The 24,574-nt window shown below is 70.7% G+C and carries 21 protein-coding genes, 1 tRNA gene and 1 pseudogene; 10 read left to right on the top strand and 13 right to left on the bottom strand.

Going from position 1 to position 24,574, the window contains the following annotated elements; translation table 11 throughout:
• Positions 1 to 44: 44 nt before the first annotated feature.
• A complete protein-coding gene (locus tag ABIA35_RS03735) occupies positions 45 to 1,124 on the bottom strand; it encodes a M48 family metallopeptidase (RefSeq protein WP_370341144.1) in 1,080 nt (359 codons plus the stop codon).
• Between the two features lie 278 nt (positions 1,125 to 1,402).
• On the opposite strand from ABIA35_RS03735, the gene ABIA35_RS03730 reads away from it, so the two are divergent.
• Together ABIA35_RS03730 and ABIA35_RS03725 are read left to right on the top strand one after the other, a co-directional pair.
• Complete coding sequence (locus ABIA35_RS03730; RefSeq protein WP_370341143.1) at positions 1,403 to 2,071, top strand: UdgX family uracil-DNA binding protein; 669 nt, start codon at positions 1,403 to 1,405, stop codon at positions 2,069 to 2,071.
• A gap of 13 nt (positions 2,072 to 2,084) precedes the next feature.
• The gene (locus ABIA35_RS03725) at positions 2,085 to 2,819 is read left to right on the top strand and encodes a hypothetical protein (protein ID WP_370341142.1); all 735 of its coding nucleotides are present in this window, start codon (positions 2,085 to 2,087) and stop codon (positions 2,817 to 2,819) included.
• Positions 2,820 to 2,919: 100 nt separating this feature from the next.
• Here ABIA35_RS03725 and pdxH read toward each other — a convergent pair whose 3' ends face one another.
• Positions 2,920 to 3,576, bottom strand: coding sequence for a pyridoxamine 5'-phosphate oxidase (pdxH, locus tag ABIA35_RS03720; RefSeq protein ID WP_370341141.1), 657 nt, complete (start codon positions 3,574 to 3,576; stop codon positions 2,920 to 2,922).
• A 211-nt stretch (positions 3,577 to 3,787) separates the two neighbouring features.
• Between pdxH and ABIA35_RS03715 the strand changes: the two genes are divergently transcribed.
• The 4 genes from ABIA35_RS03715 to serC all read left to right on the top strand — a co-directional run bounded on the left by ABIA35_RS03715 (position 3,788) and on the right by serC (position 7,885).
• The gene (locus ABIA35_RS03715) at positions 3,788 to 4,924 is read left to right on the top strand and encodes a citrate synthase 2 (RefSeq protein WP_370341140.1); all 1,137 of its coding nucleotides are present in this window, start codon (positions 3,788 to 3,790) and stop codon (positions 4,922 to 4,924) included.
• Between the two features lie 186 nt (positions 4,925 to 5,110).
• Positions 5,111 to 5,668 carry a SigE family RNA polymerase sigma factor gene (locus tag ABIA35_RS03710; RefSeq protein WP_370341138.1) on the top strand — a complete coding sequence of 186 codons (558 nt, stop codon included), beginning with the start codon at positions 5,111 to 5,113 and terminating at the stop codon, positions 5,666 to 5,668.
• Positions 5,665 to 6,546: a hypothetical protein gene (locus tag ABIA35_RS03705; RefSeq protein ID WP_370341137.1), complete on the top strand. Its 882-nt coding sequence runs from the start codon at positions 5,665 to 5,667 to the stop codon at positions 6,544 to 6,546. Before ABIA35_RS03710 ends, ABIA35_RS03705 begins: the two co-directional genes overlap by 4 nt.
• Before the next feature lie 217 nt (positions 6,547 to 6,763).
• Positions 6,764 to 7,885, top strand: a complete 1,122-nt coding sequence (gene serC / locus ABIA35_RS03700; RefSeq protein WP_370341136.1) for a phosphoserine transaminase — start codon at positions 6,764 to 6,766, stop codon at positions 7,883 to 7,885.
• Between the two features lie 118 nt (positions 7,886 to 8,003).
• On the opposite strand, the gene thpR is transcribed toward serC, so the two are convergent.
• The 4 genes from thpR to dcd all read right to left on the bottom strand — a co-directional run bounded on the left by thpR (position 8,004) and on the right by dcd (position 11,941).
• Positions 8,004 to 8,672 carry an RNA 2',3'-cyclic phosphodiesterase gene (gene thpR, locus ABIA35_RS03695; protein ID WP_370341135.1) on the bottom strand — a complete coding sequence of 223 codons (669 nt, stop codon included), beginning with the start codon at positions 8,670 to 8,672 and terminating at the stop codon, positions 8,004 to 8,006.
• Positions 8,673 to 8,861: 189 nt separating this feature from the next.
• A complete protein-coding gene (locus tag ABIA35_RS03690) occupies positions 8,862 to 10,124 on the bottom strand; it encodes an MFS transporter (protein ID WP_370341134.1) in 1,263 nt (420 codons plus the stop codon).
• 145 nt (positions 10,125 to 10,269) lie between these two features.
• Complete coding sequence (locus ABIA35_RS03685) at positions 10,270 to 11,217, bottom strand: hypothetical protein (protein WP_370341133.1); 948 nt, start codon at positions 11,215 to 11,217, stop codon at positions 10,270 to 10,272.
• A 100-nt stretch (positions 11,218 to 11,317) separates the two neighbouring features.
• Positions 11,318 to 11,941, bottom strand: coding sequence for a dCTP deaminase (dcd, locus tag ABIA35_RS03680; protein ID WP_370341132.1), 624 nt, complete (start codon positions 11,939 to 11,941; stop codon positions 11,318 to 11,320).
• 139 nt (positions 11,942 to 12,080) lie between these two features.
• On the opposite strand from dcd, the gene ABIA35_RS03675 reads away from it, so the two are divergent.
• The 3 genes from ABIA35_RS03675 to ABIA35_RS03665 all read left to right on the top strand — a co-directional run bounded on the left by ABIA35_RS03675 (position 12,081) and on the right by ABIA35_RS03665 (position 15,482).
• Positions 12,081 to 12,151: transfer RNA gene (locus ABIA35_RS03675), tRNA-Gly, on the top strand.
• Positions 12,152 to 12,455: 304 nt separating this feature from the next.
• Positions 12,456 to 14,441 (top strand): protease pro-enzyme activation domain-containing protein, encoded by a 1,986-nt coding sequence (locus tag ABIA35_RS03670; protein ID WP_370341233.1) that lies wholly within the window; start codon positions 12,456 to 12,458, stop codon positions 14,439 to 14,441.
• Between the two features lie 78 nt (positions 14,442 to 14,519).
• Complete coding sequence (locus ABIA35_RS03665) at positions 14,520 to 15,482, top strand: serine hydrolase domain-containing protein (protein WP_370341131.1); 963 nt, start codon at positions 14,520 to 14,522, stop codon at positions 15,480 to 15,482.
• Positions 15,483 to 15,486: 4 nt separating this feature from the next.
• Here ABIA35_RS03665 and ABIA35_RS03660 read toward each other — a convergent pair.
• Positions 15,487 to 16,572, bottom strand: a pseudogene (locus ABIA35_RS03660) (PLP-dependent aminotransferase family protein); the annotation flags it as partial.
• On the opposite strand from ABIA35_RS03660, the gene ABIA35_RS03655 reads away from it, so the two are divergent.
• Positions 16,528 to 16,755 (top strand): hypothetical protein, encoded by a 228-nt coding sequence (locus ABIA35_RS03655; RefSeq protein WP_370341130.1) that lies wholly within the window; start codon positions 16,528 to 16,530, stop codon positions 16,753 to 16,755. The pseudogene ABIA35_RS03660 and the gene ABIA35_RS03655 sit on opposite strands and share 45 nt — an antisense overlap.
• Before the next feature lie 19 nt (positions 16,756 to 16,774).
• Here the strand turns inward: ABIA35_RS03655 and ABIA35_RS03650 are convergent, their stop codons facing one another.
• From ABIA35_RS03650 to ABIA35_RS03625, 6 genes are read right to left on the bottom strand one after another with little or no spacing between them, the layout of a single operon-like run.
• Positions 16,775 to 17,761, bottom strand: a complete 987-nt coding sequence (locus tag ABIA35_RS03650; RefSeq protein WP_370341129.1) for a Gfo/Idh/MocA family protein — start codon at positions 17,759 to 17,761, stop codon at positions 16,775 to 16,777.
• Positions 17,762 to 17,780: 19 nt separating this feature from the next.
• Positions 17,781 to 18,767 carry a Gfo/Idh/MocA family protein gene (locus ABIA35_RS03645; protein ID WP_370341128.1) on the bottom strand — a complete coding sequence of 329 codons (987 nt, stop codon included), beginning with the start codon at positions 18,765 to 18,767 and terminating at the stop codon, positions 17,781 to 17,783.
• A gap of 59 nt (positions 18,768 to 18,826) precedes the next feature.
• Positions 18,827 to 19,714 (bottom strand): carbohydrate ABC transporter permease, encoded by an 888-nt coding sequence (locus ABIA35_RS03640; RefSeq protein WP_370356553.1) that lies wholly within the window; start codon positions 19,712 to 19,714, stop codon positions 18,827 to 18,829.
• The gene (locus tag ABIA35_RS03635) at positions 19,711 to 20,619 is read right to left on the bottom strand and encodes a carbohydrate ABC transporter permease (RefSeq protein ID WP_370341126.1); all 909 of its coding nucleotides are present in this window, start codon (positions 20,617 to 20,619) and stop codon (positions 19,711 to 19,713) included. Before ABIA35_RS03635 ends, ABIA35_RS03640 begins: the two co-directional genes overlap by 4 nt.
• A gap of 48 nt (positions 20,620 to 20,667) precedes the next feature.
• The gene (locus tag ABIA35_RS03630; RefSeq protein ID WP_370341125.1) at positions 20,668 to 21,963 is read right to left on the bottom strand and encodes an ABC transporter substrate-binding protein; all 1,296 of its coding nucleotides are present in this window, start codon (positions 21,961 to 21,963) and stop codon (positions 20,668 to 20,670) included.
• Positions 21,964 to 22,022: 59 nt separating this feature from the next.
• Positions 22,023 to 24,497 carry a family 20 glycosylhydrolase gene (locus ABIA35_RS03625; RefSeq protein ID WP_370356551.1) on the bottom strand — a complete coding sequence of 825 codons (2,475 nt, stop codon included), beginning with the start codon at positions 24,495 to 24,497 and terminating at the stop codon, positions 22,023 to 22,025.
• Positions 24,498 to 24,574: the final 77 nt, after the last annotated feature.

Below are 24,574 nucleotides of genomic sequence, written 5' to 3'. Positions count from 1 at the left end.
ACAGGACTAAGAGAAGGGAGAGTCCGGGCGGACTCCCCCTTTTCTTAGCGGAGCATCGACCGGCCGATTTCCGCGACGTAGGGCGCGAGTTCGAGGTCGACGCCCAGCCACTCGTCCTCGGAGACCGTCACGGCAGCGGCGCGGGGCGGCCGCCCCTTGAGCAGCCGGATGCGCAGGTAGTCCGCGGGGTGCGAGGCGTCGATCTGCGTACCTCGGTACTCCGACAGCCGCGCCGCGCGGACGTACTCGTGCTCCGGAACGGTCTTGATGTAGTCCTGCAGCCCGACCCACATCTCCATCGCGTCCTCGGAGGTCGGGTTGTTGCGCGCGGTCCTGCGCCCGAACTTGGTGCGGGTCACGTAGGTCTCCACCGAGAGGCGCGCGCTCAGTTTGCGCATCAAGGCGAGCGCGGCCGTGGTGGACGCGGTCTGCGCGGCGATGTCGTCGGCGAGGAACTCGGCCCGCAGCGACACGTGGATCTGGAGCCAGCCGTAGAACATCTGCAGTCCGGTCATCAGCAGATAGAAGGGGAGGAGGATCACGGGGAGCAGAAGCTGTGCGAGCCCCGCCGCGCCGGAGCCGCGCGCCGGGCGCCTGGCGGTGGAGGGATAGAACAGCACCCGCCACTCGTGCAGGCTGCGGTGCGCGGTGGCGACCAGGACGCCCTGAGTGGTGTCGCCGTTGACCTGGTGGCCGAGTTCGTGGCCGAGCAGCGCCAACCGCTCGTCGCCGTCGAGCACCTGCCACAGCGGGACGCCGAGCATCAGCACCGGCTCATGGCGGATGCCGCGCCGCGCGGTGGCTGCGTTGTACCGGGCGTCGAGCTTGACGTACTTCGGCGTCGGGGCGCCGGTGGCCTCGCTGACCCGGTCCAGGATCGCGAACAGCCGCGGCGCTTTCTCGCGCCGCAGCCAGCCGCTGCCGGGGCGCTTGGCGAGGCGGGGCCGAAGCATCCACACCATGGCGAACCCGAGAAGCGCGAGGAGGTACAGCGGCCAGATGCCGCTGAGGAGCGCGGCCACCGCGCCGGCGAACACGGCCAGGGTGAGGGCGTGGACAGCCAGTCCGAACAAGACCGCGGCCAAGCGCGCCAGACCTCCGGGGCGGAGATCGTCCTGCTGCACCAGACGCTCTTCGAGCGCCTCCCCCCTTCGTCGCGCCTTCTCGCGCTTCCGCCGAACCCGCTTCTTCTGTGCCGCCGCCTTCTGCTGTTCATCCTTCGCGACGAGGTCATGGTCGTTCTGGATGCACCAGGGCGCGAATCTGCCGTCGAACTCCCCCGCCCACCCGCATTGCGGACAGGTGTACTGAACAGTTCGCGGCGTTTTTGTCAGTGCCACGGCGCAATAATGGACGCCTGTTAAACCGGGCAACACCCATCGGAAATCAAGGAACGATAACGATGTCGCTGCCGATTCCGCGCGGAGTCTCGATCGACGCGCTGCGCACCGCCGCCCTGGCCTGCCAGGGGTGCGAACTCCACCGGGCCATGCCCGGCTCGCTGAGCGGACCGACGCAGACGGTCTTCTCCAAGGGGAACCCCGCCGCGCGGGTCGTGTTCGTGGGCGAACAACCCGGGGACATGGAGGACCGCGCGGGCCTGCCGTTCGTCGGGCCCGCCGGGCAACTGTTCGACCGCGCGATCGCCGAGGCGGGCATCGACCCGAAGCAGGCCTATGTCACCAACAGTGTGAAGCACTTCCGCTTCATCCAGGACCGTCCAGGAGGCCGCCGCATCCACAAGACGCCGGAGACGCCGCACATCGAGGCGTGCAAGCCGTGGCTGCGGGCGGAGCTGGCCGTCGTGGACCCCGAGGTGATCGTGGCGCTGGGCGCCACCGCGGGGCGCGCGCTGATCGGCCCGCAGTTCCGGGTGACCCGCGAGCGCGGCAAGGTCCTGATGTGGCCGCCGTCCGGCGACTCCGGATTCGGCGCGGACCCCTCGCGGCGGCGCGCGGTGTCGTTCGTGGCGACGTCGCATCCGTCGGCGGTGCTGCGTGCGGACAATCAGGAGACCGCTTATAAGGAGATGGTGTCGGACCTGCTGTTGGTCGCGCGGCTGCTGGCTTGAGAGTGTGTATCCCATGCTGACAATCGCCCGACGCTTCAACGGTCCCCCGCACTCCGGCAACGGCGGCTACGTCTCCGGGATGCTGGCGCAGCTGGTGCTGGAGGAGTTCGGCCCCACACCCGGGGCGAAGGTGGAGGTGACGCTGCGCAAGCCGCCGCCGCTGGAGAAGCCCCTGACGGTGCGGCAGCCGGCGGAGAGCGAGAGCCTGCAGCTGGTGGACGGCACGACCGTGGTCGCGGCCGCCGAGCTGGTCGAGGCCGCCGGGGAGCTGATCGAGCCGGTCTCCTATGAGGAGGCCGCCGCCGCGGCCAAAGGCTATGCCGGGTTGAGCGGCCACCCGTTCCTGACCTGCTTCGTGTGCGGGCCGGACCACGAGACCGGGCTGCACGTCTTCCCGGGGCCGGTGCCGGGACGCAAGGACGTGGTCGCGGCTCCGTGGACGCCCGCGGACGACACGGTGGGACCGGAGTTCGTGTGGGCCGCGCTGGACTGCCCCGGCGGCTGGTCGGCCGGCGACCTGGCCGGGCGTCCGATGGTGCTGGGGCGGATGAGCGTGGAGATGATCGACCAGACCCCGCTCGTCCCGGGGGAGCCCTGCGTGGTGCTGGGGAGGCACCTGCGGACGGAGGGGCGCAAGACGTTCACCGTCTCGGCGCTCTACGGTCCCTCGGGGGAGCCGGTGGCGAGCGCCGAGGCGGTGTGGATCGCGGTCGATCCGTCGAAGGTGAAGCCGGCCGGCACAGACTGAGGCACCAAGACGGCGACCGAGACGGCGGCTGAACCAGCGGCCCAGGCCCGGCAAGCTCAACGCGCGGGTGCCACGGGATGAGCTGCCAGGGGCCGGATCGTCAGGGGCTCAGCCGCTCGATGCTCCAGCCCTCGGCGCCGTTCGCGTCGCGCTTGTACCGCAGCCGGTCGTGGAGCCGGTCGGGGCGGCCCTGCCAGAACTCGACCGTCTCCGGGCGGACCAGGAAGCCGCCCCAGAAGTCCGGCAGCGGCACCTCGCTGCCCTCCGGCCACTGCTCGGCCAGCTCGGCGGCCCGCTTGTCGAGCCAGTCGCGGCCCGGGATCACCGCGGACTGCTCGCTGGCCCAGGCGCCGATCTGCGAGCCGTGCGGGCGGCTGGCGAAGTACTCCGCGTCGGACTCGCGGTCCAGCTTGGTCGCCGCCCCGATCACGATCACCTGCCGGTGCAGTGTGTACCAGGGGAACAACAGCGAGCAACGAGGGTTCGCCGCGAGCTCCCCGCCCTTGCGGGAGCCGAGGTTGGTGTAGAAGATGAATCCGGTTTCGTCGAACCCCTTCAACAGCACTGACCTGCTGGAGGGCTGACCGTCGAGGTCAGTGGTAGAGACCACCATGGCATTCGGTTCGGGCAGGGAAGCCCGGACTGCGTCTTCCAGCCACCCGGCGAATTGGAGGTGGGGTGCAGCAGCCGCGTCCTGTTCACGCAGCGTTCCGATGCCGTATTCCCGGCGGAGCGCGGCGAGCGCTTCAGAGTCCACGGGCCCACGGTAACGCGTGTGACATTCCAGACACAGCACTGCCCCCGGTGCAGAGCACCCTGTGTGGCGAGTCACTATAGGAGAGACGCACTAATCACGACACCACCGTGTCGTCACGTTGGCGCCGGGTAAGGCGACACCGTGGCAAGCCAGATGGCCGCATCGAGCCACAGCACGTTGAGCGGCACACAAGGAAACAGAGGGAGTACACATGTCCGACTTCGTACCGGGCCTTGAGGGCGTCATCGCCTTCGAGTCCGAAATCGCCGAACCCGACAAGGAAGGCGGCGCTCTCCGGTACCGAGGAGTCGACATCGAAGACCTCGTCGGGCGCGTGACGTTCGGCAACGTGTGGGGCCTTCTGGTGGACGGCAAGTTCAACCCGGGTCTGCCGCCGGCGGAGCCGTACCCGGTGCCGGTGCATTCCGGCGATGTGCGCGTCGACGTGCAGTCCGCGCTCGCCATGCTGGCCCCGGTCTGGGGTCTGCAGCCGCTGCTGGACACCTCGGACGAGAAAGCCCGCGAGGACCTCGCGCGCGCCGCCGTCATGGCGCTGTCCTTCGTGGCCCAGTCCGCCCGCTCGATCGAGCACCCGGGCCAGGCCATGGTGCCGCAGAGCGAGGTCGACAAGGCCGAGACGATCGTCGAGCGCTTCATGATCCGCTGGCGCGGTGAGCCGGACCCCAAGCACGTCCAGGCCATCGACGCTTACTGGACCTCAGCGGCCGAGCACGGCATGAACGCCTCGACCTTCACTGCCCGCGTCATCGCCTCCACCGGCGCCGACGCCGCGGCGGCGCTGTCCGGCGCGGTCGGCGCGATGTCCGGCCCGCTGCACGGCGGCGCCCCGGCCCGCGTGCTGCACATGGTCGAGGCCGTCGAGGAGATCGGCGACGCCCGCAAGTACGTCAAGAGCGTCCTGGACAAGGGCGAGCGCCTGATGGGCTTCGGCCACCGCGTGTACCGCGCCGAGGACCCGCGCGCCCGCGTCCTGCGCCGCACCGCCAAGGAGCTGGACGCGCCGCGCTACGAGGTCGCCAAGGCCCTGGAGGACGCCGCCCTGGCCGAGCTGCACGAGCGCCGCCCGGACCGCGTCCTGGCCACCAACGTCGAGTTCTGGGCCGCCGTGGTCCTGGACTTCGCGCAGGTGCCGGCGAACATGTTCACCTCGATGTTCACCTGTGCCCGCACCGCCGGGTGGAGCGCGCACGTCCTGGAGCAGAAGAAGACCGGCCGCCTGATCCGCCCGTCGTCCCGCTACATCGGCCCCGGCCCGCGCAAGCCGGAGACCGTCGAGGGCTTCGAGACGATGGTGCCGCCGAGCGGCTTCCACACCTACAAGGGCTGAGCAAGCCCGACACGCAAGGGCTGATCCGGCCCGGGCCGGCTCTGATCCGACCCCGGCCGTCCGACGCCGGATAAGAAAGGGTTCCCCCGTTCGGGGGAGCCCTTTTCGGCTGTCCGGGCGAAGTCTGCAACCGATCCGGGCCGGCGTGACTCATGTGTCCCGACCGACGGTCGAGGAGGGGAAGGCATGGGCGACCAGGCCCGGATCGAGGAGTTCACCGAGTACGCGGCGGCGCGCCAGAACCATTTGTTGCGCACGGCGTACCTGCTGTGCGGCGACTGGCACGGTGCGCAGGACCTGACACAGACCGCGCTGCTGAACCTCTGCAAAGCGTGGAACCGCGCCAGGCGCGCGGACTCCGTCGACGCCTACGCGCAGAAGACCCTCATCAACGCCTTCGTCCGGGGCCGGCGCCGGCTGCGGCGGGAGCGCGAAGTACGCGCTGCCGCGCTGTCCGGCACCGAACGCCTGGCCCCGGGCACCCACCACGACCCCGACCGGCCGGAGACGCGGCTGGCCCTGCTGTCCGCCCTCGACCAGCTCCCGGCGCGCGCCCGGGCGGTGGTGGTCCTGCGGTACTGGGAGGACCTGAGCGTGGAGGCCACGGCCGCCGCGCTCGGCTGCTCGACCGGCAACGTCAAGAGCCAGTCCTCGCGAGCCCTGGCCAGGCTCCGGGTGCTGCTCGGCGATGAGTTCTCAGCCTACGGACCGCGCTCGGGCGCGGAAGGGAATGCTCTGAGATGACAACAGACGAACACTTCGACGGCGAGGTCCACGGCCTGCTCGCCGGCGCCTTCGACGACGGCGTGCCGGCGGTGAACCTGGTGCCGGGGGCCGTGGACGGCTACCGGCGGCACCGGCGGCGGGCCCGGGTGCTCGGCGCGGCCGGCGGGACGCTGGCTCTGGCGGGCGTCGTCGCGGCGGGGACGGCCCTGGCCGATACGGCGACCGGCGGTGCGAAGGGGCTCAGCGCGGCCGCCGGCACCGGCGACCGGACCAGCGACCGGACCGGCGCCGGGGTCCCGGCCGGCAGTACGAGCCCGGAATGCCAGGGCCCCTTCCACAGCTTCACGGCGCGGCCCGGCGACGGCGTCTACACCGCCGACGAAGCAGGGCTGAGGCGGGTGTGCGGAAGCGATCTGTACTTCCTCCGCGGCGCGATCCCCAACGCGCTCATCGCGCCGCAGCACGAGTCGTTCGCGCAGGCGCTGGAGCGCCATGACCTGCCGGCCGGCACGCCGCTCCCGCCCGGCGTCACGCAGGACACCCAGCTGATCGTGCCGGGATCCTACGTCATCAAGGCGGGCGGCCAGACGACCACCGTCACGCTGATGGTGGCCCACCGGCAGGGCTGGGGCTTCAACGGCTGCACGGCGTCGAGCTGCCCGCCCAACCTGACCCTGGCAGGCGGCACGCCGGCGACGGAGAACCCCGGTTCGGCCCAGGTCGGGCTCGGGGCGCTCTCGGCCCATCCGGACGCCGCTCATTGGGTCTGGTTCATGGCGACCGCGCAGGGCACGCCCAAGGCGACGCTGGGCTTCGACTTCGCGAAGGCGATCCGCTCCGAGGCCTTCGCCAAGGCCGTCGCCTACGACGTCCAGAACCTGGACGTGCTCGGCTGACGGCCCGCTGACGACCCACTGACGACACGCTGACGACCAGCCGAACCACCACGGAGCCCCCGCCGCGCCTGACACACCGGCAGGGGTTCCGTGTCTCGTTTCACGGAATGCTGCCCGGATCCCGGACACATCCCCGTTACGATACGAACAGGCCTTGGCCAACGACGCCCTGGGCCACCCGACTTCTCCCCTGTACCAACAACGCTCGGAGAACCGCGTGGCTGACATCACCATCCCTGAGAACCTGCTCCCCGCCGACGGCCGGTTCGGCTGCGGTCCGTCGAAGGTGCGGCCCGAGGCCGTCGCCAAGCTCGCCACCGAGGGTGCGGAGATCCTCGGCACCTCCCACCGCCAGGCCCCGGTGAAGAACCTGGTCGGCCGGGTGCGCGAGGGCGTGAGCGAGCTGTTCTCGCTGCCCGAGGGCTACCAGGTGGTGCTGGGCAACGGCGGTTCCACGGCGTTCTGGGACATCGCCGCGTTCGGGCTGGTGCGCGAGAAGTCGCAGCACCTGAGCTTCGGCGAGTTCTCCTCGAAGTTCGCCGGGTCGGTGAAGGCCGCGCCGTGGCTGGCCGAGCCCTCGATCGTGAAGTCCGAGCCGGGGACGCACCCGGTCGCCGTGGCCGAGGCCGGGGTCGACGTCTACGCGCTGACCCACAACGAGACCTCGACCGGCGTGGCCATGCCCATCGCGCGGCCGGCCGGGGCCGACGAGGGCTCGCTGGTGCTGGTGGACGCGACGTCGGGGGCCGGCGGGCTGCCGGTGGACGTCGCCGAGACCGACGTCTACTACTTCGCCCCGCAGAAGTGCTTCGCCTCCGACGGCGGCCTGTGGATCGGCATCTTCTCGCCTGCTGCTCTTGAGCGGGCTGCGGAGATCGCCGCGACGGACCGCTACATCCCGCCGTTCTTCAGCCTGCCGACCGCGATCGACAACTCCTCGAAGAACCAGACGTACAACACCCCGTCGGTGGCGACGCTGTTCCTGATGGCCGAGCAGCTGGACTGGCTGAACGGCAACGGCGGGCTGGCGTGGGCCACCGCGCGGACCGCCGACAGCTCCTCGCGGCTGTACGCGTGGGCCGAGCGCACGGCGTACACCACGCCGTTCGTGGCCGACCCGGCGCAGCGCTCGCAGGTGGTCGGCACCGTCGACCTGGCCGAGGGGATCAGCGCGGACAAGGTCTCGGCGGCGCTGCGGGAGAACGGGATCGTCGACACCGACGCCTACCGCAAGCTGGGCCGCAACCAGCTGCGGATCGCGATGTTCCCGGCGGTCGAGCCGGACGACGTCGACAAGCTGACGGCGAGCATCGACTACGTCGTGGAGCGCCTGGCCTGATCGGCGCGTCAGCGCAGCGCCGCGGCGATCACCACGACGGCGAGGATCGCCACCAGGACGAAGCTGACGACCCTGGAGCGGGTACGTGTGTTCACCGCTCCAGGGTAATGCGGATCGTTCAGCGTCCGGTCAGCGGCCAGTGCGCGACGCGTTCGTAGCGTTTGTAGGGGCCGGCGCCGTTGGTGCCGTTGGCACCGTTGGCACCGCTCCCGGCCGGGGCCCCGTGGGGCACCGCGGGATCCCCGCCGGACTCGGCGACCGTGAACAGCTCGACCTCGCCGGCCAGCCAGCCCGGCGAGCGGAAGGTCCGTAAGCGGTCCACGATCGGGGCCAGGTCCAACGGCCCGGTCTGGTCGTCGTGGGCGGTGCCGCGCGGCACGCCGTTGACCCGGGCCAGCGTCAGGTGCGGCCGGTAGGGACGGTCCTCGACCCGGATGTGGCACCGGCGCGCCGCGGCCCCGGCGGCCTCGGCCAGCCGGCCCAGCCGGTCGCACTGGCCCTGCACGCCGAACCACAGCGCCCGCGGCCCGAACCGCCCGGCGCCGGCCAGCGACAGCTCCATCGGCGTGGTGCGCGCCGCGACCCGGCCCAGCCGGTCGACCAGGTCGGCCGCCTTCTCCTCGGACACCTCGCCGTAGAAGGCGACCGTGATGTGCCAGGTCTCCGGCCGGGTCCAGCGCAGCAGGGCGTTGACTCCGGGGGTGTTGCCCCGCTTCAGCGCGTCGACCGCAGCCCGCACCTCCAGCAGGACCGCACGGGGTGGCGTGACCGCCACGAACAAGCGCATGCGTCTCCTTGAGGTTCCCCCAGCACGCCTGCACCGCACACGGACGCCCGCACTGCTCAGCGTGCTTCACACCTTGTGAGAGCACCCACAATACGGCGTGTGACCGGCGAGATGTCGATAAGCGACTCCGGCTTTTTCTGGCTTTTTCTCCGGGCGTCAGGCCGGGCACGCGGCGCGCTCGGCGGCCGCTCAGGCCGCCAGCCGCTCGGCCAGGCGCGGCGGGGTGTGCGCGACGACCCGCTCGCGCACCGACATGCCCTTCACCCGGGCCAGCGCGTAGGCCGCTATCACCGCGGCGACCAGCGATATCACCCCGCCGCCGCCGACCGCGTAGCGCGCCCCGAAGTGCTGCCCGACCCAGCCGACCAGCGGCGAGCCGACCGGTGTGCCGCCGAGGAAGACCACCATGTAGACGCTCATCACCCGGCCGCGCATCTCCGGCTCGACGCCGGTCTGCATGGTGGCGTTGGCCGCGGTGGTGACCATGATGGTCATGACCCCGACCGGCAGCAGCAGCGCGCCGTACAGCACCGGGTTCGGCATCAGCGAGACCACGGTCGCGGCCAGCCCGAAGCCGCAGGCCGACAGCAGCACCAGCGCCACCCCGACCCGGCGCTTGCGCGCGGTGACCAGCGCGCCGGACAGTGCGCCCAGCGCGAGCATGATGTTCAGCAGGCCGAACACGCCCTTGCCCAGGTGGAAGGTCTGGGTGGCCATCAGGGTGCTGGTGAGCTGGAAGTTCAGCCCGAAGGTGGCCAGGAAGAACATGCAGGCCAGCACGGCCACCAGGTCCGGGCGGGTGCGCAGGTAGGTGAAGGCCTCGCGGTACTGGCCCTTGGCGCGCACGATCGGCACCGGCGCGTGCAACTCCTCGCGGCGGATCAGCGCCAGCGCGGTGATGATCGCCAGCGTGGTGATCGCGTTGGTGATGAACACCCAGCCCACGTCCATGACCGCCAGCGCCAGGCTGGCCAGCGCCGGGCCGAGCATCCGCGCCAGGTTGAAGGTGGCGGCGTTCAGCGAGACCGCGTTCGGCAGGTCCTCGGGCCCGACCAGCTCGATCACGAAGGACTGGCGCGCGGGGTTGTCGAAGGCGGTGACCGTTCCGCCGATCAGCGCGATGACGTACACCTGCCACAGCTGCACCGCGTTGGAGACCACCAGCAGGCCCAGCACCAGCGCGCACAACCCGGTGAGCGCCGCGGTGAGCATCAGCAGCCGGTTCTTGCGGTACCGGTCGGCCAGCGCGCCGCCCCACAGGCTGAACACCAGGGCCGGGCCGAACTGCAGGGCGGTGACGATGCCCAGGTCGGTCCCGGAGCCGGTGAGCGAGACGACGAGCCAGTCCTGCGCGATGCGCTGCATCCAGATGCCGGTGTTCGACACCACCATGCCGCTGGCGAAAAGACGGTAGTTGCGGATCGACAGCGAGGAGAAGGTGGCTGACTTCACGGCTGGGCAGGCCCCCCAAAGGACTCTCGGTGCCCCGGGGCCCGACCGCCTCGGGTGCGAAAGTTAGCCTACCTTAGTATTAGTTTTTTGTAACCCCCATTACCCGGGGAGCGGGCATTACCCTTCTCCCGGCGTCAGGGCCGTGTCATCGGGTGGTGAACGTCCTGCTCTCCTGCGGGAAACCGTCCGCATCGAGATGGACACCGCCTGTGACCTCGGCGATCAGCGCGGCGGCGGCCCGGGCCGGATGCGCGGCCGGCGCGGAGGGCGGGCGCGGGGACGTCGGACGCGGCAGGCGGCCGGAGGTATCACATAACTCGTAGATACTGCGTGGCCACGCCTCGTCGGCGCGATCCCGAAGGGCGTGCGGCAGCCGCGTCCCGGGCCCCGCAGGGCTGACCCGGACCTCCAGCAGATCGCGGTGCCGGAGGATGTAACCGCCGCCGTCGGGGACCACCTCCCGGGTCAGGTCCGGGGCGATCGGCCGCAGGATCTCGCGCAGCACGATCCACGGCAGCATCTCGTGACCGAAGACGGCGTGGTCGGCGTCGCCGGGCAGCGGCGGGTCCTCGTACGGGGCGTGCACCGGCCCACCGGGCAGGCGCGCCACCCCGCGCAACCGCTTGGCCAGCCCGCGGACCAGGTGCCAGGCCTCGGCCTCGGCGCCGGCCGGCAGGCCCTGCGGGTAGCGCAGGCGGAGCAGGTCGGCGTGCCGGCTGTCGACGATCTTGGTGCGGGCCCGCCGGGCCTCGGCCACGTAGACCAGGTGCAGCGAGGCCGCCGTTCCGGTGGCCGGCAGGCCCGCATCGGCGCGGAGCATGCGGGTCACGCGCAGGGGGCCGTGCCAACGGATGCCTTCGGCGAGGTGCGCGGATGGGGTGGGCGTCTCGACGTCGGGGGCGGTGTCGGACTCCGCCACGTCCGCGGCGGTCCCGGCCGGCTGCCAGCCCGGGTTCCACGCCGAGATCAGCCCCGCGACCGTGCCGGGGGCCTGGAGCGCGGACAGCAGGAGCACCGGATTGTCCCGGACCAGCCGGTCCGGACGGGTGACGGCCTGCTCCGCGAGGCGGGCAAAAGGCCAACGAACTGACAAAGCGACCACATCGTCACTGTGTCAGCAGGCAGGCCCCGCTATTCGCGTCCGAGCGCAGATTCACCCGGTCGGCGGGCCGGTATCAGTCGGCGAACCGGTATCAGTCGGCGAAGTCCCCGCCGGCGGCCTCGTTCAGCTTGTCGGCCTTGACGATGTCCGTCCGGTGAAAGTTCAGGTAGCTCCGCGACGGCGTCGGCCCCCGCTGGTTCTGGTAGCGCGACTGGTTCACGGCCGACCCGTACGGATTCTCGGCGGCCGACGACAACTTGAAGAAGCACAACTGGCCGATCTTCATACCGGGCCACAGCTTGATCGGCAGCGTCGCGACATTGGAGAGCTCCAACGTCACGTGCCCGGAGAACCCGGGGTCGATGAACCCGGCGGTGGAATGCGTCAGCAACCCCAACCGCCCCAGACTCGACTTCCCCTCAAGCCGCGCGGCGAGATCCTGCGGCAGCGTCACGACCTCGTACGTCGAGGCCAACACGAACTCCCCGGGATGCAGGATGAACGGCTCATCCCCATCCGGCTCCACCAGCCGCGTCAGCTCAGGCTGCTCCTCCGCCGGATCGATGAACGGATACCGGTGGTTCTCGAACACCCGGAAGAAGCGGTCCAGCCGCACATCCACACTGGAGGGCTGCACCATCACGGGCTCGAACGGGTCCAGAACCACCCGCCGAGCATCGATTTCCGCCCGAATGTCCTTATCTGAGAGCAACACGCGCCCAACGCTACCGTGCCGCCGACACGCACAGCCGTGCGCCCTCCACCCAACCTCCGTGACGCCGTCCCGAGCGATCGGGTACAGTTGGCGCTCATACGGCGGCTCGCCGGGCGGATCCCCGCCGGCGGGTGCCTGCGCGGGCGTAGTTTAATGGTAGAACATGAGCTTCCCAAGCTCAGAGCGCGAGTTCGATTCTCGTCGCCCGCTCACTTTGCGTAGAGCCCAGGTAGACCGGCTGTCCGGTCCCTGGGCTCGATGCTTTGCCATTCCTTGATCCAGCGCCCCCTGTCGCAAGGCTCTGTTCGTCGTCAGAATCAGCCACGCAGCTGGTTGATACGCCGCTGTGCACTTCGTGGGGGCCGCCACCGTAGGCATCTGCGGGTGCTGGTTCTTACGAAGGAAGCTTAACGTGGCAAATCCCACAAATGCGACCTCTCGCCTCAAGGGACCGCGTAGGGGCCGGCGGTTCGCCGGTGCGGTGTCCGTGGCCGGGACGCTGGCTGCTGGTTCGATGTTCCTGGTGGGCGCGGGGGCTGCGCATGCTGCCAGTGCTGATGTGATTTCCGGGTCGAGGCCTGCTTGGGCTTCGGCGAGTGCTGATCGGGGGGCGGCGCCGGCTGCGGCTTCGTTGGCTGTTCGTGTCTACCTCGCGGGGCGGGATCCGGTGGGGCTGACTGCTTATGCGCGGTCGGTGGCCGATCCGAAGAGTGCTGCTTATCGGCACTTTCTGACGCCGGATCAGGTGCAGGCGCGGTTCGGGGCCAGTGCGGAGCAGGTGGCTGCGGTCGAGGCGTGGCTCGGGGGTGCCGGGCTGACGGTGACCGGGCAGACCGAGGACTACATAGCCGTGCAGGGCAGTACCGCTGCTGTGGCCGCCGCGCTGAACACCACCTTCCATGAGTACGCCACCTCCGACGGTTCGCTGCGGGCTCCGTCGCGCGATGTCAGCGTGCCGGCCGGGGTGCGGGCGGCGATCATCGGGATCACCGGGCTGGCGCAGGATCGGACCGCCAACAAGCCGAACAACTCCGACAGCGCCGGCAGCTCCAACAGCTCCGGCAACCCCGACGCGGCCGACAAGAAGACCGCGACCACCGGCTCCGGTGGCGTCCCCTACCTGGGCACCTATCCCTGCTCGGACTACAGCGGGCAGAAGGTCGCGACCGGGCTGCCCGCGTTGAACGGCAAGTCCGTGCCGTGGGCGGTCTGCGGCTACACGCCGACGCAGGTGCGCGGCGCCTATGGCGTCACCGGCAGCGGCCTGAGCGGCAAGGGTGTCACCGTCGCGGTGCTGGACGCGTATGGCCTGCCGAGCATGAAGGCCGACGCCGACGAGTACGCCACGCGGCACGGCGACAAGGCGTTCCGGCCGGGCCAGTACTCGGAGATCGTCACGCCGGGCCAGTGGACCGACCAGGACGCGTGCGGCGGGCCCGACGGGTGGGCCGGCGAGGAGGCGCTGGACGTCGAGTCGGTGCACGGCATGGCGCCGGACGCCAACGTGCTCTACATCGGCGCGAACTCCTGCTTCGACACCGCCGGGGGCGGCGTCGCGGCCAACGGCGGCCTGCTGGACTCGCTGCAGCTGGTCGTCGACCACCACCTGGCGGACATGGTGTCCAACTCCTGGGGCGAGGTGATGCACTACCTGGATCCGTCGGGCAACCCGGTGGACATGGACCCGTCGCTGATCCAGGTCTACGAGCAGACCTTCCAGAAGGGCGCCGCCGAGGGCATCGGCTTCTACTTCTCGGCCGGCGACTGCAGCGACGACAATCCGGCCAGCGGGTGCGGGGCCGACGCCGGCTCCTCGCGGTCGCAGGCCGAGTATCCGACCTCCTCGCCGTGGGTGACCTCGGTCGGCGGCACCAGCATCGCCATCGGCGCGGACAAGAAGATCCAGTTCCAGACCTCGTGGCAGACCTCGAGCTCGTCGCTGGCCACCGGCAACGCCGCGTGGACTCCCGCCTCGTACCTCTACGGCGGTGGCGGCGGCACCAGCGACGTGTTCGCCCAGCCCTGGTACCAGAGCTGGACCGTCCCGTCCTCGCTGTCCGGCACGCTGCTGAACGGCACGGCCACCTCGCCCAAGCGCGTGGTCCCGGACGTCGCGGCCTACGGCGACCCGAGCACCGGCTTCCTGCAGGGCTACACCCAGCAGCTGCCCGACGGCACCACCGGCTACGCCGAGTCCCGCATCGGCGGCACCAGCCTGGCGGCGCCGACCTTCGTCGGCATCCAGGCCGACGCGCAGCAGGCGCAGGGCGGCCCGATCGGCTTCGCGAACCCGGAGATCTACCTGCGGGCGACCTTCGGCCTGTTCACCGACGTGACCGACCACCCGCGCACCAACACGCCGCTGGCCGTGGTTCGCGGCGCGGCGACCGCCCCCTCGCTGCGCCTGTTCGGCGACGGCGTCGACCTGCACGCGACCCAGGGCTACGACAACGCCACCGGCGTGGGCAGCCCGAACGGCCGGTACCTCGCGTCGTTCTGACACCGATGGTGAGGAGCGATAGCTGCCGGGGTCCTTCGGGACCCCGGCAGTTCCCTTTGCGCCGTACAGTGATCAAGGATGAATACAACAACCGCGGGTATGGTCGTCGGGATCTCGCACAAGGGGCGGCGCACGGTCCAGACCGACGGTCCGCTCGACGCCGACGGCTCCTCGATCTTCCGCATCGCCTCACTGACCAAGCCGCTGACGGCCGCGGCGACGGTGCGCGCCTTCGCGCGGCACGGGATCCCGCTCACGACACCGGCGATCGAGCTGCTGCCGAACCTGGCCGCGGATTGGCAGGCCGACACCGCGATCACCGTGGAGCAGTTGCTCGCCCAGGTTTCCGGCCTGCGCGAATCGGTGGAAGGCGCCACCGTCGCCGCACTCGGCCAGGGCCCTGATGTCCTCACGGAAGCGGCGCGGCTGGTCGTCCGGGCCGGCAACGACCGGGCGCCCGGCGAGAGCTGGTCGTACTACAACGGCAACTACTTCCTGGTCGGCTGCCTTCTCGCGGCCGTCACCGAGAGCGGCTACGAGCAGGCTCTCGACACCGAGCTGCTCACCCCGTTGGGCCTGACCCGCACCGGATTCGAAACCCCGACGGCGGGCCTTCGGGGCGAATATGCACTGATCACCGGCTGGGACGACCAGACCCCGCTCCCGGTCGAGGACTACCCGCGCGGACGGCGCCCCAGCGGCGGCCTCTGGTCCTGCGTGGACGACTACCTCTCCTTCGCCGAGCACCTGCTCGGCGATCCGGCGCTCCTGGACGAGATCCGCCGGCCGCGAACCCGCGCCGAAGACCCGATGACCTATGGCCTGGCCTGGGTACTCGGGCCCTCCGGCCAGATGTATCTCAACGGCCGGCTGGACGGGTACCGGTCCGCCGTCCTGCTGGCCCCGGAGCACGGATACGCGAGCGTCGCGCTCGGCAACCAGACCCAGCTCCTGCCGCAGATCGGCGAGCGTCTCAGCGCCCTGCAACACGAACTCACCGGTGACGATCTGGCCGTGGAGCTCGACGCCTTCGCCGCGTAAGGCCTCAGTCCTCCGCCGCCAGCCGCCGGATCCCCTCGCTCAGTTCCGCGTGGTCCGCGGCGGCGGCGAAACCGAGCCGGACGTACGCCGCGGGCGCCTCGGCGGCGAAGTAGCCGCGGCCGGGACTCACCGCGACGCCCCGGCTGCGCGCGCCCCGCACCACGGCCAGGTCGTCCTCGCCGGGGGCGAGGCGGATCCACAGGTGCAGCCCGCCGGCCGGCACCCGCGTCACGGTCCAGTCCGGGCGCGCGATCGCCACGGCCGCGGCGGCCAGCGCGGAGCGCTCGCGCAGCGCGGCGCTCAGGGTTCTGAGGTGCCGGTCCCAGGACGGCGTGCCCAGGATCTCCAGCGCGGCCTCCTGCATCGGGCGCGCCACGAAGAAGTCGTCCAGGCGGCGCAGCGCGCGCAGCCGTTCCATCACCGGGCCGCGCGCCACGAGCGCGCCGACGCGTAGGCTCGGCGCGGCCGGCTTCGTCAGCGAGGTGAGGGACACGACCGTCCCGTCGCGGTCATCGCGGGCCAGCGGCGGCGGGACCGGCGCGCCGTGGCCGAGCAGCCGGGCGAAGTCGTCCTCGACCAGGAACGCGCCGCAGGCCCCGGCGATGTCCACGACCTGGCGGCGGCGCTCGGGGGCCAGGACTGTGCCGGTCGGGTTGTGGAACGTCGGCTGGCAGTACAACACCCGCGCGCCGGTCATGGCGAAGGCCTCGGCCAGCAGGTCCGGCCGGATCCCGTCGTCGTCCATCGGGACCGGGACGGGGCGCAGGCCGGCGGCGCGGGCGGCTTCGACGGCCACCGGGTAGGTCGGCGACTCCATCAGGATCGGACTGCCCGGCGCCGCGAGCGCACGGAACGCCAAGGACAGCGCGCTCTGTCCGCCGGAGGTGATCAGCACGTCCTGCGCCCCCACCCCGCCGCCGACTGAGCGCGCGAACATCGCCCGCAACGCCTCCAGCCCGGCGACCGGCGCGCGGTCCCAGGCATCGATGCGGCGGGCGGCGCGGGCCAGCGCCGAACCCAGCAGGCCGGTGGGCTGGAGCGAGCGGTGCAGGTAGCCGCCGTCAAGCAGGATCGTGCCCTCCGGAGCCGGATGACCGCGTGCTTCCGCATGCTGCTGTTCGGCGGCGGCGCGCTCGGCGGGCTGACCGCCGGGCTGCTGTCCGGCGCGATCGGCGACCGCAATGCCCTGATAGCGGCCGCCGTCTTCTCGGCGGCGGTCATCGTCGCGCTGGCACTCTCACCGGTGAGCCGGTTGCGTGAGCTGCCGGCTTAGCGGGTGTGCTGATCGGCGCTCACACGGTCACGACAGCGCCGCTGTCAGCCGACCGGTAGGCCGCGGTGATCAGGTCCAGCACCACCGATCCCTCGACCTCGGTGTGCGGCGGGCGTTCGCCGGTGGTGACGCAGTGCACGAAGTGCGCGATCTCCGCGGCGAAGGTGTCGACGGCGGGGAAGCGCTCGGAGCGCGAGCCGCCGTCCACCGTCTCCAGGTGCAGCCATTCGCCGCCGCCGCGCAGGGAGCCGTTCGCGCCGAAGACCGCGAACCGCTCGGTGTCCGCCGAGGGCTGGTAGGCCCAGCTGGTCGCGATGTTGCCGACGACGCCGTTGTCGAAGCGCACCAGGACCTGCGCGGAGTCCTCGGCGTCCAGGAAGCCCAGGCGGTGGTTCGCCAGCATCGCCATGACCTGCGCGGGCCGGCCGTCGGCGAGGTGCAGGAGCAGGTAGGAGGGGTGGTAGCCGGTGTCTATCAGCTCGCCGCCGCCGCTGGTCGCGGTGCTGCCGCGCCAGCCCGCGGACTCGGCGGTCAGGGTGGTGCGGAAGGCGTCGTTCGTGCGGACCTCGTAGACGTCGCCGAGTTCGCCGGCCGTGATGATCGCCTTGGCCGCGACGACCGCCGGCAGGAAGAGCTGATTGTGGGCGCACATGAGGGTGACGCCCGCTTCGCGCACGGCCTGGCGGACCCGCGCGGCTTCGTCAGGGGTCACACACAGTGGCTTCTCGCACAGGATGTGCTTTCCCGCCTGCGCCGCGGCGACGGCGGCATCGGCGTGCAGGTGGTGCGGCAGGCAGATGTCGACCGCGTCCACGGCGGACAGCATCGCGCGGTAGTCCTCGTGGGGGGTCGCGCCGAGTTTGCCGGCCAGAGCCTCGGCCGCCGCCTCGTTGACGTCACCCACGGCGGTGACGTCCACCGTCTCGGGCATCCGCGCGTAGGCCTCGGCGTGCACACCCGCGATGCCGCCGGCTCCGATGATCCCGACCCTCAACCGCTTCGCCATGATGTCCCTCCGGTTCTTCTCACTTGTGCGGGCGCGAGACGGAGCGGCCCGTCGCGGCGCTTTCGTTGGCCATGGTCACCAGCTCGGTGAGGGTGCGCGCGGCGGCCAGGTTGGCCTCGTCGAGGGTCCCCGCCGCGGCATGCTCCACCCACTGCTCGAACGGCGTCGGACCGTCCTGGTCGGCCGACTCCAGCACCCGGGACCGGCCCTCCTGCCACAGCAGGAACTCTTCGCCGGAGTAGCCGTAGAAGAGGGTCGCGCCGTTCCACTGGAGCTCGATCGTGAAGGGGCTGTGGCCCGCGGCGACGAATCCGGTCTCGGCGACCCCGATCGCGCCGTCGTCGTACTGGAAGGTGACGACCGAGTTGTCGTCGACGCCGCGGCCGCTCATCCGGCCGTACACCGCCGAGACCGCCACCGGGGGCCGGCCGAAGAAGTGGTCCAGGAGGTAGACGGGATGGCAGCCCAGATCGGTGAAGGCCCCGCCGATCGCCTCGGCCGGGTCGTAGAACCGGGCGGGCAGCCAGTCGTTGAGGGAACCGTCGTGGGCCAGGCGGACCCGGGCGTACGTCAGATCGCCGTACCCGCCGGTCTGGAGAAGACGGTCGATGGTCTGCGTATAGCGCTCGGTCAGGCGCGGCAGCGCGACCGTCAGCGCAACCCCGGCGCGGCGTGCTGCGGCGATGATGGCGTCTACCTCGCCGAGGTCCACGCCGAGCAGCTTCTCGGCGAAGATGTGCTTCCCGGCGTCCGCGGCGCGCACCATGACGTCCGCGTGCTCGACCGTCGCCGTCGTCACCACCACTCCGTCAATGCCGCCGTCGCCGGCGAGCACCGTGTCCAGGTCGCGCACGAACGGGACGCCCCACCGCTCGGCGGCCTCGGCACCGCGCACCGGATCGGGGTCCCAGACCGCTGCCAGTTCGGTGCCGGGATGGGCTCGGATCGCCTCGGCGTAGCCGGTCGCGTGGACGTGCCAGAAACCCAGGATCGCCACTTTGAGCATTGCGGATCTCACCTCTGGAGAGCTCGGAGAACGGGAAGGGATGGAGGAGTCGGGAGCGGCTATTTGAGCGCGCCCTGCGTCATGGCCTGGACGATCCGCCGGCCGGCCCACAGATAGAGCAGGATCATCGGCATCACCAGGATGACGATGCCGGCGAACAGCCCGCCCCAGTCCGACGTGTACTGCATCGTGTTGTACAGCTCCAGCAGGGTCGCGGGCAGCGTCCGCTGCTGCGGGTCGCCGACCACGATCAGCACGAACAGCGTCTCGTTCCACAGCGCCACGATGTTCAGCACCAGCGCGGTCACCAGCCCGTGCCGGGCCAGCGGCAGCATGATCGCCACGAAGGTCCGGGTGGGCCCGGCGCCGTCCACCGCGGCCGCCTCCTCGATCTCGGTGGGCAGCGAACGGAAGTACATGGTCAGCAGGTAGACCGTGAACGGCAGGGACAGGACGATGTAGATCAGCGCCAGCGAGATCCGGTCGTCCCACCAGCCGGTGACCCAGTCGGTCATGAAGGTGGACAGGTCGTCGGCCATCAGGAAGAACGGCACGACCAGCGCCTGCGCGGGGATCCCCATCCCGATGGCGAAATACGTGATGACGCGCGAGGCACTGCGCCGGTCCACCCGCGCCAGCACATACGACGCCGGGGTCGCCAGGACCATCGTGAGCAGCGCGGCGGCGGCGACCACGGTGACCGAGCTGAGCGCCGCCTGCCCGAACCCGGATACCGACCAGGCCACGCTGTAGTTCCGCCACTGCGGCGACTTCGGCAGGCCGAACGGGTCCTCGAAGACCTCCCCGTTGGTCTTGAGCGAGGACAGCACCACCCACACGGTCAGGACCACCATCATCGCGACCCACAGCCACAGCACGGCGCGCACCGCCGCGCACAGCAGCGTGTCCAGACGGTCGATCGCGCGGCGTCGGTTCACAGCCGTCACAGTTCCACCGCCTCGGACCGCAACAACCGTCGCAGGGTGATGACGAGCACCGCGGTCAGCAAGAACATCACGACGCCGATCGCCGCGGCCGAGCCGAGCTGCGGCGTCCCGGACACCCCGCCGGTCACCGACAGGTACTGCTCGACCGCCGCGCTGCGGGCCTGGATCGGCGGCGATCCGGCGGTGCCGGTGAAGGCGATCACGATCTCGAACGTCTTCACCGACCCGATCACCCACAGCACGGCGCCGGTGGACAGCGCGTCCCGGCTGAGCGGGAAGGTGATGTGGCGGAACTGCTCCAGCCGGTTCGCCCCGGCCAACTGCGCCGTCTCGTAGAGCTCGGCGGGGATCGCGTCGACGCGGGACATCAGGATCGCCACGTAGAAACCGGTGGAGATCCAGACCACCGCCGCGATGATGCATTTGAAGATGAGGTCGGGGCCGAGCCACCCGCGGGTCAGCGAGTGCAGCCCGGCGTCCGACAGCAGCCGGTTGAGCGCGCCGTCCGGATTGAGCAGGAAGCCGACCGCCGTGCCGATCGCGATCGGCGACAGGATGCTCGGCACGAACAGCATCGACCGGACGAACGCCCGGCCCCGCATCTCGCGCCCGACGACCATGGTGAGGAAGGTCAGCGCGAAGACGAACGCGCCGCCGACCACCACCAGGATCAGGGTGTTGCGGAACGAGGTCAGGAACACCGGGTTGGACAGCATCGCGCGGTAGTTGGCCAACCCGGTGAAGTGGGCCGGGGTCCCCAGGCCCTGCCACTTGGTGAAGCTGTACCAGACGGTCACGGCGGCCGGGGCGATGAACAGGACTGTGTAGATCAACAGGGCGGGGAGCAGGTAGGGGACGTAGACCCGGTCCCGTTCGCCCCGTACTCCGCCAAGGGTGCGCGCCATGGTCCTGCCTTCCCGCCCCGAGCCGTCCGGGGGATCGGGGATCGGAGGTCAGTGATAGGAGGCGGTCTGGGACTTGCCCATGCTGACGAACTGCTGGGCCGTGATCTTGCCCGAGAAGAGCTGGTCGTCCAGCGGCAGGAAGACGTCGTTCCACCAGCCGGTGTACAGGTTCGAGGCACCATCGTCAGTGGGCTGAACGCTGGTCGCGGCGATGATCGCCTTCTGCGCGGCGGCCAGCGTCGGCGGCGCCGGGACGTCGGAGCGCGAGCTCATGTTCAGCGCCTGGGTCGAGATCCGGCCCATGTACTGCTTCTGCATCAGGAAGGCCAGGAACGACTCGGCCGCGGCAACGTTCGGCGACTTGGGGTTGATGCTCCAGCCGATCGTGCCGACCTCCACCGAGTCCGAACCGCCGGGCACCGAGGGGAACTGGAACATCTGCGCCTGGAATCCGGAGACCTGGTCGGGCGAGGTCTCGCTGTTCAGCCAGGTGCCGTTGATGTTCATGGCCTCCTTGCGCTCGGCCCACTGGTTCTGGGCCGCCGGGTACTTCGTCGCCATGTAGTCCGGCTCGAACAGGTTCGCCTTCACCAGCCGCTCGACGTCCTGCGCGGCGGCGAGCACGGCGGGGTTGTCCCAGCCGGCCGGGCTCTTGCCCAGGGAGGCCAGGGTGCCGGGGCCGCCGTGCCGGTCCAGGAGCCAGTAGATCCAGTAGGCGTTGTACCCGTTGACGGTGCCGTCCTGCGCGAACGGCACTCCCCCCGCGGCCTTGATCTTCTCGGCCGCCGCGAGCAGGTCGTCGAACGTGGCCGGCGGATCGGTGGCCCACTCGGGGTGGGTGGCGGCGTCGAACCAGATGCCGCTGGAGGTGAGCGTGTACGGGATCATCGCCAGCCCGGCCGCGTCCGAGGACGCCTTCTGGACCGAGGCGGGCAGCACCGATCCGAGGGTGACGCCCTCGTTCGGGATCTTCATGCCCATCATGCCGGACAGGTCCTCGATGAGCCCGTGCGCGCGGAAGTCGGTGATGTGGTCGTCGGCGTCGTCGAAGACGTCGGGCGCCTTGCCCACGGCGCCGGCGTTCTTGACGCTGTCCCCGTAGTCCCGGCCCAGCCAGCGCACATCGACCGTGACCCCCGTGGCCTTCTCGTAGGCCGAGACGGCGTCGGCGAAGATCACCTGCTGCGGCTCGCCGACCCGCCACGAGGACCAGTAGGTGATCGTGGGATGCGCCGGGGCCTTGCTCTTGTTCTCCTTGGTCCCGCAGGCGCCGACGCCCAATGCGGCGACGAGCGCGACAGCCAGACCGGCCACGGGAATGCGTCTGCGGATGAGTCCGTGCATGGCTGAACACCTCGGTTCGATAGAACGTCCTCGGTTTCCTGGTGGTGGAAAGGCGGCAGTCACTGCTGCCAGGTGTCCTGGTGGAGCGAGTTGTCCGACTCCCGCCAGAACCAGTGGTGCACGTGCCCGGACGCGTCCAGGCCGAAGGCGTGCTGTTCGGCGTTCAGCACGTTGTACGACCACGGGTCGCCGGCCAGCGCCACCACGCCGCCCGGCGTGGCCGCGCTCAGGTCCTGCTGGCCCATGGGCAGTCCGGGCGAGCCCCAGACGTGGTCGAGGTGGCTGGAGGCCGCGTCCCGGAAGTACACGTGGTACTGGCCGCCGAAGATGAAGCCGGACGGGTTGCCGGCGATCGACAGCCCGGTCGCGGCGGTCCAGTCCTCGACGCGGGTCTGCCCGGCCGCCACGTCGAACCACCAGTGCTGGAGACGGCCCGCGGTGTCGCGGGCGAAGACGTGGAGCTGGCTCTCGGCGAAGTTCAGCGCCGTCGGCGAGGCGTCCGCGGCGAGCAGCGGACCGGCCCAGGTGTCCTGGTGGAGGTATGCGGCGTCTGACTCCTGCCACCACCAGCGGTGCAGCGTTCCGTCGGCGGCCCGGGCGAAGACGACCTGCGCGGCGCCGAACACCACGGCGGACGGGTCCCCGGTGATCGGGCCGCCCCAGTCGTTCGCGACGACCGTGTTGGTCCCGGCGTTGTAGTACCAGTGGTGCAGGTGGCCGTCGCTGCCGCGGCCGAAGACGTGCTGGTCGGGGCCGGACAGGAAGGCCGCGGGGTCGCCGGCGAGGTCCAGCGAGGCGCTTCCGGAGCCAGCGGCCTTGACGGTCCAGTCCTCCTGGTTCCAGCCGCCCGCCACCGTGCCGGTCCACCAGTGGTGGAGATGGCCGTCGGGACCGCGGCCGAAGACGTGCTGCTGGGTGGTGGAGGCCAGGGCCGTGGGCTGCCCGGCGGCCGAGCCCGCCGGCGCGACGGTCTCGGTCGTGTAGGGGCCGCCGTTGTAGTAGGAGTGCAGGATGCTGCCGTTCCCCTGGATGGTGAACGTGTTCTGCGAGGTCCCGAAGACGACCGCCTTCGAACCGGGCAGCGAGGTGACGCCGGGGTCCCCCGCGGCGGGAGTGTCGAAGAACCCCGGCGCCCGTCCGACGGCCGCGGCGGTCGACGCCATCTGGGCCCAGGTCGGGTAGAGCTTCGCCGAGCCCCAGGCGCGCTGCGCGAGGGCCCGTTGCAGGGACTGCAGATCGCGTTCGAGCAGGCCCACGTCCTCGGCGGCGGCGTCCCAGGACGACAGCTTGATCCCGGCCAGGTGCGGGTCGGTGGCGCCGCCGGGCAGGGTCTGGCCGCCCTCGAAGACCCCTGGGTCCAGGTCCTCCCAGATGATCTGGGCGGTGGTGTTCGGCCCCGGGGCGTGCTCGTCGAAGTAGAGCGTGGCCGCGCTCGCGTTGACCAGCTGGTGGCCGTCGGCGGCGAGCTGCGCCGGGGACAGGCCGCCGCCGAGCCAGTACTCGATGGTGATGTCGGCGTTCAGCGGCACGACGGAGTCGGCGAACAGGTCGTCGTTCCACATGCGCAGACTCTTGCCGTGCGCCTTGACCACCGTGTCGGTGTCGTTCATGAAGGCGCGGTAGACGTCCTCGATGGTCCCGTTCGGCCCGAACTGGCTGACGGCGTACTGCGCCAGCGTCGGCAGGGCCTGCGGGAAGTTCATCTTCTTGTTGTAGAGCGCGTATTCGTCGCCGCCGGTGTGCCAGATCGGCGCGGACAGCAGGTCCAGGTAGGGCAGCGCCTGTTCGCGGGCCCAGGCGACGGCCAGCGGGTTGGTGATGTCGAGCGCGCCGGGGATCGGGGTGCCGGTTCCGTCGGCGAGCTGGTGGCGCGTCGGTATGCCTTCGCGGGCCGAGTCCATGTGGCCCGGCATGTTGACCTGTCCCACGAGGTTGACGTGATAGCTCGCGGCGAAGGCGCTGAGCTCCCGGATCTGCTCGTCGTACAGGCCCAGCCCGGAGATGTAGACCATCAGCTCGTTGATCTTGAGATAGGAGAGCTCGCGGATCTCGTTGTGCCACAGGCCCAGCGGGAAGTACCGGCTGTTGTTGTCGAGGAGCACCGAGCGGACCGGGTACTGCGGCCAGTCCCGGGCCGTCCCGGGCGGGAGGGTCCGGCTCTGCCGGAGCATCTGCAGCAGGGTGCGGGTCGCCCAGAACACCCCGAGGGCCGCGGGTGCGCTCACCGCGAGGACCGGCGCGAGGGACAGGCTGTAGCCTTCGGTCCCAAGTTGGCCGTCGGTCGAACCCAGCGACAGGAAGATGTCGCCGGGGACGGCATCGGCGGAGGCGCCGTAGACGACTGCCGGTGCCGGTGCGTTCAGGACGAGGCCGAGGTCGGCGGCGAAGGTCTGGGCGTCCGCGGCCAGGGCCGGGGAGTCGGCCGCGGAGACCACGACCCGGCTCGCGGCCTGCCAGGCGTAGCCCGTTCCGGATCCGGAGGTCCAGGCCTGCAGGGCCGGCAGGGTGGCTGGGAGTGCTGGGAGTGTCGTCATCATGTCCTCCGAGCTTTAAATAACCAACTTTAAGTTAATATTCTGCTGACGGAGCGTCAAGAGACCGACGCGGCAGG

The organism is Catenulispora sp. MAP12-49 (assembly GCF_041262705.1).
GTDB lineage: Bacteria > Actinomycetota > Actinomycetes > Streptomycetales > Catenulisporaceae > Catenulispora.
The sequence above is the reverse complement of the archived record's forward strand: the minus strand, read 5'-3'. Positions and strand labels throughout refer to the sequence as shown.

Excerpts from the sequence above, each read along its gene's own strand:
- ABIA35_RS03730 (WP_370341143.1), top strand. The coding sequence starts at position 1,403 with ATGTCGCTGCCGATTCCGCGCGGAGTCTCGATCGACGCGCTGCGCACC.
- ABIA35_RS03725 (WP_370341142.1), top strand. The coding sequence starts at position 2,085 with ATGCTGACAATCGCCCGACGCTTCAACGGTCCCCCGCACTCCGGCAAC.
- ABIA35_RS03715 (WP_370341140.1), top strand. The coding sequence starts at position 3,788 with ATGTCCGACTTCGTACCGGGCCTTGAGGGCGTCATCGCCTTCGAGTCC.
- ABIA35_RS03710 (WP_370341138.1), top strand. The coding sequence starts at position 5,111 with ATGGGCGACCAGGCCCGGATCGAGGAGTTCACCGAGTACGCGGCGGCG.
- ABIA35_RS03705 (WP_370341137.1), top strand. The coding sequence starts at position 5,665 with ATGACAACAGACGAACACTTCGACGGCGAGGTCCACGGCCTGCTCGCC.
- thpR (WP_370341135.1), bottom strand. The coding sequence starts at position 8,672 with ATGCGCTTGTTCGTGGCGGTCACGCCACCCCGTGCGGTCCTGCTGGAG.
- ABIA35_RS03670 (WP_370341233.1), top strand. The coding sequence starts at position 12,456 with ATGTTCCTGGTGGGCGCGGGGGCTGCGCATGCTGCCAGTGCTGATGTG.
- ABIA35_RS03665 (WP_370341131.1), top strand. The coding sequence starts at position 14,520 with ATGAATACAACAACCGCGGGTATGGTCGTCGGGATCTCGCACAAGGGG.
- ABIA35_RS03650 (WP_370341129.1), bottom strand. The coding sequence starts at position 17,761 with ATGGCGAAGCGGTTGAGGGTCGGGATCATCGGAGCCGGCGGCATCGCG.
- ABIA35_RS03645 (WP_370341128.1), bottom strand. The coding sequence starts at position 18,767 with ATGCTCAAAGTGGCGATCCTGGGTTTCTGGCACGTCCACGCGACCGGC.
- ABIA35_RS03635 (WP_370341126.1), bottom strand. The coding sequence starts at position 20,619 with ATGGCGCGCACCCTTGGCGGAGTACGGGGCGAACGGGACCGGGTCTAC.
- ABIA35_RS03630 (WP_370341125.1), bottom strand. The coding sequence starts at position 21,963 with ATGCACGGACTCATCCGCAGACGCATTCCCGTGGCCGGTCTGGCTGTC.
- ABIA35_RS03625 (WP_370356551.1), bottom strand. The coding sequence starts at position 24,497 with ATGACGACACTCCCAGCACTCCCAGCCACCCTGCCGGCCCTGCAGGCC.